Raw genomic sequence first — 8,093 nt, 5'->3', positions numbered from 1 at the left:
GTGGGAAGGGCGGGCGATGCCGATCCGCTATCTCGCTCTGATGCGACCGAGACAATGGACCAAAAACTTGCTGGTGTTCGCCGCGCTCATTTTTTCGGTCAAACAGGCCGAACCGGTGATGCTGCTGCAAGCCGCAATCGGCTTCGTGCTGTTCTGTCTCGTTTCCAGCTGCGTGTACATTTTGAACGATTACGTGGATCGGGAGCGGGACAGGCTGCATCCGGAGAAAAAACACCGGCCGCTCGCTTCCGGAGCGATTCACCCGCAAACGGCGCTGCTGTTCGGACTCGCGCTGCTTGCCGTCTGCCTGACGGCCGCTTTCCGCTTCCATGCGCTGTTCGGCGCGGTGCTTACCGCTTATTTTTGCATGAATGTGCTGTATTCGTTCCGATTGAAGCATGTCGTCATTATGGATTTGCTGGTGGTCGCGGCGGGCTTCGTGCTAAGGGCCGTCGGCGGAGGTCTGGTGATCGACCGGCCCGTAACGCCGTGGTTTTTGATCTGCACGCTGCTGCTGGCCTTGTTCCTTGCCATTGGCAAACGGCGTCACGAGCTGTTCTTGCTCCAGAGCGGCAAGGGCGCGCACCGGAAAGTGCTCGAATCGTATTCGATGGAGATGCTCAATCAGATGTCGGGTATTGTCACGACGGCGACGATGATGAGCTACGCGCTGTTTACCTTTACATCGGGGCACACGATTCATCTCATGTGGACGCTCATCTTCGTGCTCTATGGAATGTTCCGCTATTTGTACCTGATTCATATCGAAGGCAAGGGAGGCCGGCCGGAGAAGCTGCTGCTGGAGGACAAGCATATTTTGCTGACGGTCGTGCTGTACGGTTTTTCCGTCGTTTGTATTTTGCTGTTTACCGGCAATGGAGGAGCGTGAAGAGAGGTGTGGACGAAGTACATATGGCTCATCGCTTCGGTGCTGCTCGGCGCAGCCGGGCAAGTGCTAATGAAATGGGGCGTTAGTATGCCCCGGCCGGATGGCGCCGGCTTGTTCTCGTGGAAAGGGTTGACGACCGCCTGGCCGGTGACCGCGGGAATTGCGTGCTACGGCTTCAGCTCGATCTTTTGGCTGCTTGCACTCAAACAATTCCCGCTCAGCACCGCTTACCCGATGGTCAGTCTGGGATACATTCTCGTCATGGTGCTCGGCTACGCGTTGTTTCAAGAATCGCTTACGCTGCAAAAATGGTGCGGCGCCGCTTTTATTTCGGCCGGCGTGCTGCTCATTGCGCGAGCTTGACGGATCGAGAGGGGGATTGCATCCATGGAGTTAGTGGAGTGGGACTTGTATTCGGGCTTGCTGTATCCCGCTCTTCCTTTTATCGCCTGGCTCGTTTCCGGCACGTTGAAGTACGCCGTCAACCGGATCCGCCACGGCCGTGAGGCCCGGCGCTTGATCGGCAACGGCGGGTTTCCGAGCACGCATACGTCGGTCGTATCGTCGGTGGCGATGCTGATCGGCTTCGACCAGGGCTGGGTGACGCCGCTATTCGGCTTGGCCGTCGCTGTAACGTATATCGTGATCATCGATGCGCTCGGCATCCGCCGGGCGCTTGGCGAGCACGCGCGGCGCATTAACGCAATGCTCGAAGAAAGCGGAAACGGAAGCCGGAGCGAAGGCGGGCGGCTGCGGGAGCGTCAGGGCCACACCCGGGCGGAAGTGCTCGGCGGTCTGGCCGTGGGCACGCTGCTCGGCTGGGCGGCGTCCGTCGTGATGGGATAACAAGTAAGGGGATAAAAGCAGGCCGTCGGCTTCACGTTCACGGAACAGTGGACTGAACTGCGGACTGCGGACGAAGATCGTTCCGAGAAGAGATGGTTAACGAAAGAAAATATAAATGATGCAAATGATTCGGGGGAGAGACATGTGATGAGAAAACGTCTAGCTTCCATAAGTCAGGTTACCGGACTGATGCTGCTGATGACGGCGGTCGCCGCTTTCGCGGTTCCGTCGCTGTTCTTTGTGTTTGGGCTGCCGGTTCAAAAAGCTTGGTTCTGGATCGCGCTGCTGCTTGCGCTTGGAAGCGGCTGGCTCGCGTCACGGCGGGAAGAAGAGGAACGCCCTGTACGGCTGTTTGTGATTTCCGCTGCTTGCTCGGCGCTGGTCTTCGCCGTCAGCTTCCTGCTCAGCGGCTACTTTTACGACTTGTCCTACGACGGGCAGGCGTATCATCAGGAGACGATGATTCATTTGGCCGGCGGCTGGAATCCGGTGTATGACGAGCCGCTCTCCGTACCGACGGGGCACAGCCTATGGATGAATCACTATGCGCGCGCTTCGGAGATCGCCGCGACCGCTTTTTACAAGGCGACGGGACTGCTGGAGCACAGCAAGCTGTTCAATGCGCTGCTGCTCGTCGCTTCCGGCTGCTTGAGCTTCTCGGCCTTGTCGGCGCTGCGGCCCGGCAATTCGGCCGTCGTCTCGGCTGCGGTCGCCGTCTTGCTCGCGCTGAACCCGGTCAGCGTCTACCAGGTGTTCTCCTTCTACGTCGATGGGATGCTGGCTTCGCTGCTGCTGTGCCTGCTCGCGTTGGGCGCCCTGCTCTTCGTCCGGGGAGGCTGGCTGCCGGTAACGGCGTATACGCTCGCGCTCATGATGACGATCAATATCAAATTTACCGCGATCGGCTATGCCGGCGTACTGACGGCGGGGCTGATCGTGGCGCTGTACATGAGCGAGCAGTTCGGGAAGCTGAAACGCGTATTCACGGTCGCATTGGCGGGCACGATCATCGGCGTCGTCTTGATCGGCTATAACCCTTATGTGACGAACACGTTGCGTTTCGGCCATCCGTTCTATCCGGTGGCCGGGGAAGAGAAGATCGACGTCGTCAAAAATTTTACGCCGCGCAATCTGGAGCAGATGAACCCGCTGGAACAAATCGGGGCCTCTTATTTCGCGGTGACGACCGGCAACAGCACCGAGAAGAAGCCGACGAAATTCAAAATGCCGTTCACCTTCAGCGGGAACGAGCTGACCGCGTTCGCCGAGCCGGACGTCGCCGTCTCCGGCTTCGGGCCGCTGTTCAGCGGCGTGCTGCTGCTGTCGCTGATCGTGCTGGTGCTCGCCTTCCGCAGCCGCAGCGGACCTGCGCTGGCGGCCACCGCGGTGATCGCCCTGCTGATCGTGTCGGCGGTGATCAATCCGGCGGCCTGGTGGGCTCGCTACGTGCCGCAATTATGGGCGGTGCCGCTCATTTGCGTATGGCTGGCGCTCAGCCTGCAAGGCTATCGCATGCTCCGCGCGGCCGGCTGGACGCTGGCGGCGGTCATTGCCGTCAACAGCCTGCTGGTGACCGGCGTATACGCGGACAAGCAGGCCGGGTGGAGCAACGAGCTGCGGGCACAGCTGCAGCAGCTGCAAGCGATGGGGCAGCCGGTCGGCGCGGACTTCGGCTACAGCTGGTCGAACCGGGAGCGGCTGAAGTCGCTTGGCATCGCCTTCGAAGATATGAGCCCGGATGCATGCACCGGCGAGAAGCTGACATTAGTCAAGTCCGGCACGACCGTCTGCCTGAGCGGAAACGGTGCGCCGGGTCAGGCGACGGCATCCAAATAAGGGGGATCTTATGTACGTTACAATGAAGCGGCGAATGCTGCTCGGGCTTGCGGCGCTCGTGCTGCTCGGGGGAGCGGCGGTGTATTGGTCGCTGGGCGGCGGTGCGGGCTGGCTAAGCTCCGGCGCGCGAGAGCTTCCGCCTCCGGCGGTGCCGGTCTATACCGAGCAGGGGATCAAACAGACGACGGCGGTCAAGGACGGCCGTCTCCAGGTGTACGATGGGACGGGCTGGAAGCCGGAATTTTGGACCGGCGTCAATATGGGGGCGACGACGCCGGGTCATGCGCCCGGCGAGCTGGCGCCGACCCAAGCGGACTATCTTCGCTGGTTCGCGCAAATCAAGGACATGAACGCGGATGTGGTCCGCGTCTATACGATATTGCCGCCGTTTTTCTACGAGGCATTGGCCGAATTCAATGCCGGCCGGAAGGACCCGCTTTATATTTTGCAAGGCGTGTGGTCGCCGGAGGAGCATTTGATCGGCGCGGATGGCGGGGGGCAGGATGCGTTTCAGGAAGACGCCGTCGCCGTGTTTCAGCAGGAAATTCAAGACGCCGTCGGCGCGGTGCACGGGAAGCTGAAGCGCAAGGCAAAGGCCGGTCATGCTTCCGGCAAATATACGGCGGACGTATCGCCGTATGTGCTCGGCTGGGTCGTCGGCACGGAATGGGAGCCTTACGCGGTGCAGGCGACCAATGACGCGCACCCGGGCATGCCGCCGTTTCAAGGCGAATATTTCCAGGCGTCTGCGGGGGCATCGCCATTCGAAAGCTGGCTCGCGCAAATGCTCGATACGCTGGCCAAGGAAGAGAGCAAGCACGGCTGGCAGCACCCGGTTTCGTTTACGAACTGGGTTACGACCGATCCGCTTCGGCATCCGAACGAGCCGGCGGAGAATGAAGACCTGGTGTCCGTCGACCCGATGCATATCAAGCCGAAGGACAACTGGAAGGCGGGTTATTTTGCCTCCTACCATATTTATCCGTATTATCCCGATTTGCTGCGGTACGAGGAGAAGTATCAGACATACCGCGACAGCCGCGGCGAGGTGAACCCATATGCCGGCTACTTGCGCGACTTGCGGCAGCATCATCAAGGCATCCCGCTCATTGTGGCGGAATACGGCGTGCCCAGCTCGCGGGGGATGGCCCATTACGGCCCACTCGGCCGCAATCAAGGGCTGCATACCGAGCGGGAGCAGGGGGAGATCGATGCGGATTTGTACCGCAGCATTTATGACGAGAACTATGACGGCGCCATGCTGTTCGCTTGGCAGGACGAATGGTTCAAGATCACCTGGAACACGATGGAGCTCGATGCACCGATCGGCCGCCGGCCGTATTGGCGCAATATGCTGACGAACGAAGAGCATTTCGGCGTGCTCGCCGTCGAAGCGGGAGCGTCACCGGAGGACCAGATCGTGCTCGACGGCAAGACGGACGACTGGGAGCGCCGCAAGGGCACGAAGACGCAATCATACCCGGGCTTTGACATGACCGTCTCGCATGATGAAGCGTATGTATATTTGCTGCTGCGAAAGAAGGAAGGCGCGTGGAAGCCGGGGGATGAGACGGTGTACGTCGGCTTCGATACGCTGGAGGGAGGCAGCGCCAAGGCGGACCAGGCTCCCGGCGTCACGTTCGGCGGCGGACAGGAGTTCGTGCTGAAGCTGCAAGGGGAGGAGGATTCGGCGATCTACGTCAACAGCGCCTATGATATTCACACGTGGCAGTACGGCTTCATGGGCAAAATGATGCCATGGCAGGAGGCGTGGAAGCAGGCGGAGAACGGCTTGTTCCTGCCGTACCGGCTGCCGGTCAGCAAGCCGCAAGTGCTGCCGCAAACCGGAGAAAAGCTGCCGTTCGAGGACGTGGAGCTGGGCGCGCTGCATCACGGCACGACCGATCCGAACCGCGCCGATTTCAACAATTTGGCCGATTGGTACGCCTCCGGTCCGGTCATGGAAGTTCGCCTGCCGTGGATGCTGCTCGGCTTCACCGATCCGAGCACGAAGAAGGCGTGGCGATACCCGTACGAAGCGGGCGCGCTCAAGTCCGAGGAAGTGAAGGCGATCCGGGTCGAACCGCATGTGAGCGGCCCTGCGGCGGGCACGGGCGCTTCTGCGCCGATGGCCTACAAGTGGGACGCTTGGAACAAGCCCGCTTACCATGAGCGGCTGAAGCAAAGCTACCCGATCTTGCAGGAGGCGTTCGGCGAGCTGCAGAACCAGCCGCCCAAAGGAACGGCAGCCGGCGCAGACCGGCCCGCAGCCGGCAGCCCTTAAGTCTAACGCAGGCTGCGCCAGCCGCTGTAATCGTGGACGCAGATGCCCGCATACGACGAGCGAGCTTTCAAGAGCTTGTCGATGCGGGCTATTTCCCGTGTCAGCTCCATTTTGCCGGCGTCGTAGAACGAGATGAACGGCGTATCGGGGATCCGGTTCGTCTCCAGGCCGATCCACACTTGCTTCTCGTATTTGTCGCCAAGGTCAAGCTCCTCTTGAACGAGGCTCACCGCTTCTTCTCCGACGCTCCGGTACGACATCAGCGCCACTTCATCCAGCTTGCCGATCATCGCTTCCGCTAAAGAGTTCTCGCCATCTGCCGTCACGGCGTCCAGCCAGAACGGCAGCGCCGCGGAGGTTGCCAAGGCGGCCGACTGCTTCGTCTCGTCGTGGAAGTAGGCCATCGCCTCCAGCCAGTGCCGCGCCGTCGCCTCTTGATCCGTATTCCATGCAGGAAGGAGATAAGGCTCGACGTCGAGCTGGATGCCTGCAAAGCGCTCGTTCGGATCGACCGAACTGTTATAAGCGTTCACCCAACGGATCAAATCACCGATGCGCTGGCGATGCTCCGGCAAAGCCCATTCCGGCGCGCCGTCCAGCGCATAGATTTCCACATTGTAATCGGCCGCCGTAATGATGAAGCTGCGGTAGTCGCTTGGATCGATGTCCGTATCGATCTGCAGGAAGATGCGGGAAATCCGCTCGTCCGATACGAATTCGAAGATTTGATTGCGCCCGAAGCTAGTGCCGATCAGCGACGTATCCCACAGCCAGGTGGCTTTGGCTTTCGGCGGCTGCGGCGCCGCAGCCGAGGAGTCCCATGCGGCCGCTATCGTTCCTGTCAGCCATACGAATGCGGCGAGCAGCGCACCAGGCCATCTTTTGCGTAGATGATGTCCCTTTCCTTTGGAGTAAATTCCCATATCGCTTGGCCCCCTTCTCATGATGTCAGACGTTCGTTTTGCCGAAAATGATGCGTTTCCTATGAATTATGGTTTAGGCTCTATCGAAAAAGTTAAATCCGGACTATAGCCTGTAACCGGTTTATGCGCCATCATAGGCGGGTAGACCCTTCATGGAAAGGAAGATTAGACGTGAACACGATGGCAAACACCGCTCCGCTGACGGCATCGGATTCGCCGCTCGCCTGGGCGCGCCGCTCCTGCGACACGATCATGGCACGCTATGCGCCTTCGGAGCTTCCTCCTGCCGGACGCTGGCACTACCACCAAGGCGTATTTTTGCAAGGAATGGAAAAGCTGTGGCGAGCTACGGGCGAATCTGCCTATTACAACTATATTAAACATTATGTCGACTTGTACATCCCGGAGGACGGTCGCATTCAAGTGAAGGACCATCTGGACGATATCATGCCCGGCCAGCTGCTGCTCATGCTGCATGCGGCATCGGGGGATGCGAAGTATCACCGGGGCGCGGCGTTTTTGCGCGGCTTGCTGGATACATGGAAGACGACGCTGGACGGCGGCTTCTGGCATAAGGACATTTATCCGAATCAAATGTGGCTGGACGGCATTTATATGGAAGGGCCGTTCGCCGTCAAATATGCGCGGCAGTATGATGAGCCGGCGCTGTACGACGTGGTCGTGAAGCAGGCGCTGCTCATGTACAGCCGCATGAAGGACGAGCAGACGGGGCTGCTGTATCATGCGTGGGACGCCAGCGGCCAAGCCCCTTGGGCGAATCCTGTTACCGGGTGCTCGCCGGAATTTTGGGGCCGCTCGGTCGGCTGGTACGGCTTCGCGCTGTGCGAAATCATCGAATATTTGCCCGCCGATCATCCTGAGCGCGCAGCATTGATCCGCATCGTCGGTGAGCTGGCAGACAGCATCCGCCGGTTCCAGGACCCGGCGACAGGGCTGTGGTATCAGGTGGTCGACAAGGGAGAGCGGCCGGACAACTGGCTGGAGCTTTCCTGTTCGACGCTGTTCGTCTTCACGTTGTCCCGAGCGGCGCGAGAAGGCTATGCGGACCGTTCGCTGCTGGAGTCGGCGCGCAGAGGCTATGAAGGGGTCTTGACCCGCGTGAGCTTCGATGCGGCCGGCGGCATTGTCGTCCCCGATATTTGCATCGGCACCGGCGTTGGCGATTATGCGCATTATGCGGCACGGGAGCGCAAAACGAATGATCTGCACGGGATGGCGACGTTTGTCCATATGTGCATGGAGCTTGCGGAGCCGCGCTGACGGCAGGCTGCGGCTGCCCGGACTACTCCGCCCG

At 60.2% G+C, this 8,093-nt stretch carries 7 protein-coding genes; 6 read left to right on the top strand and 1 reads right to left on the bottom strand.

Annotation, left to right across the window (positions count from 1 at the left end; translation table 11 throughout):
• Positions 1-16: 16 nt before the first annotated feature.
• The 5 genes from KXG62_RS19880 (at position 17) to KXG62_RS19860 (ending at position 5,855) form a co-directional block, all read left to right on the top strand.
• A complete protein-coding gene (locus tag KXG62_RS19880; RefSeq protein WP_218093759.1) occupies positions 17-889 on the top strand; it encodes a decaprenyl-phosphate phosphoribosyltransferase in 873 nt (290 codons plus the stop codon).
• Between the two features lie 6 nt (positions 890-895).
• Entirely contained in the window at positions 896-1,252 is a 357-nt protein-coding gene (locus KXG62_RS19875; RefSeq protein ID WP_218093750.1) for an SMR family transporter, read from the top strand.
• A gap of 24 nt (positions 1,253-1,276) precedes the next feature.
• A complete protein-coding gene (locus KXG62_RS19870; protein WP_218093749.1) occupies positions 1,277-1,735 on the top strand; it encodes a divergent PAP2 family protein in 459 nt (152 codons plus the stop codon).
• 147 nt (positions 1,736-1,882) lie between these two features.
• Positions 1,883-3,571, top strand: coding sequence for a hypothetical protein (locus KXG62_RS19865; RefSeq protein ID WP_218093748.1), 1,689 nt, complete (start codon positions 1,883-1,885; stop codon positions 3,569-3,571).
• A 10-nt stretch (positions 3,572-3,581) separates the two neighbouring features.
• Positions 3,582-5,855 (top strand): hypothetical protein, encoded by a 2,274-nt coding sequence (locus KXG62_RS19860; protein ID WP_218093747.1) that lies wholly within the window; start codon positions 3,582-3,584, stop codon positions 5,853-5,855.
• 2 nt (positions 5,856-5,857) lie between these two features.
• Here KXG62_RS19860 and KXG62_RS19855 read toward each other — a convergent pair whose 3' ends face one another.
• Positions 5,858-6,778: a hypothetical protein gene (locus KXG62_RS19855; RefSeq protein WP_218093746.1), complete on the bottom strand. Its 921-nt coding sequence runs from the start codon at positions 6,776-6,778 to the stop codon at positions 5,858-5,860.
• A 180-nt stretch (positions 6,779-6,958) separates the two neighbouring features.
• Between KXG62_RS19855 and KXG62_RS19850 the strand changes: the two genes are divergently transcribed.
• A complete protein-coding gene (locus KXG62_RS19850; RefSeq protein WP_218093758.1) occupies positions 6,959-8,059 on the top strand; it encodes a glycoside hydrolase family 88/105 protein in 1,101 nt (366 codons plus the stop codon).
• Positions 8,060-8,093: the final 34 nt, after the last annotated feature.

Source organism: Paenibacillus solanacearum (assembly GCF_910593845.1).
Classification (GTDB): Bacteria; Bacillota; Bacilli; order Paenibacillales; family NBRC-103111; genus Paenibacillus_G; species Paenibacillus_G solanacearum.
This window is presented reverse-complemented; position numbering and strand designations above follow the sequence as displayed.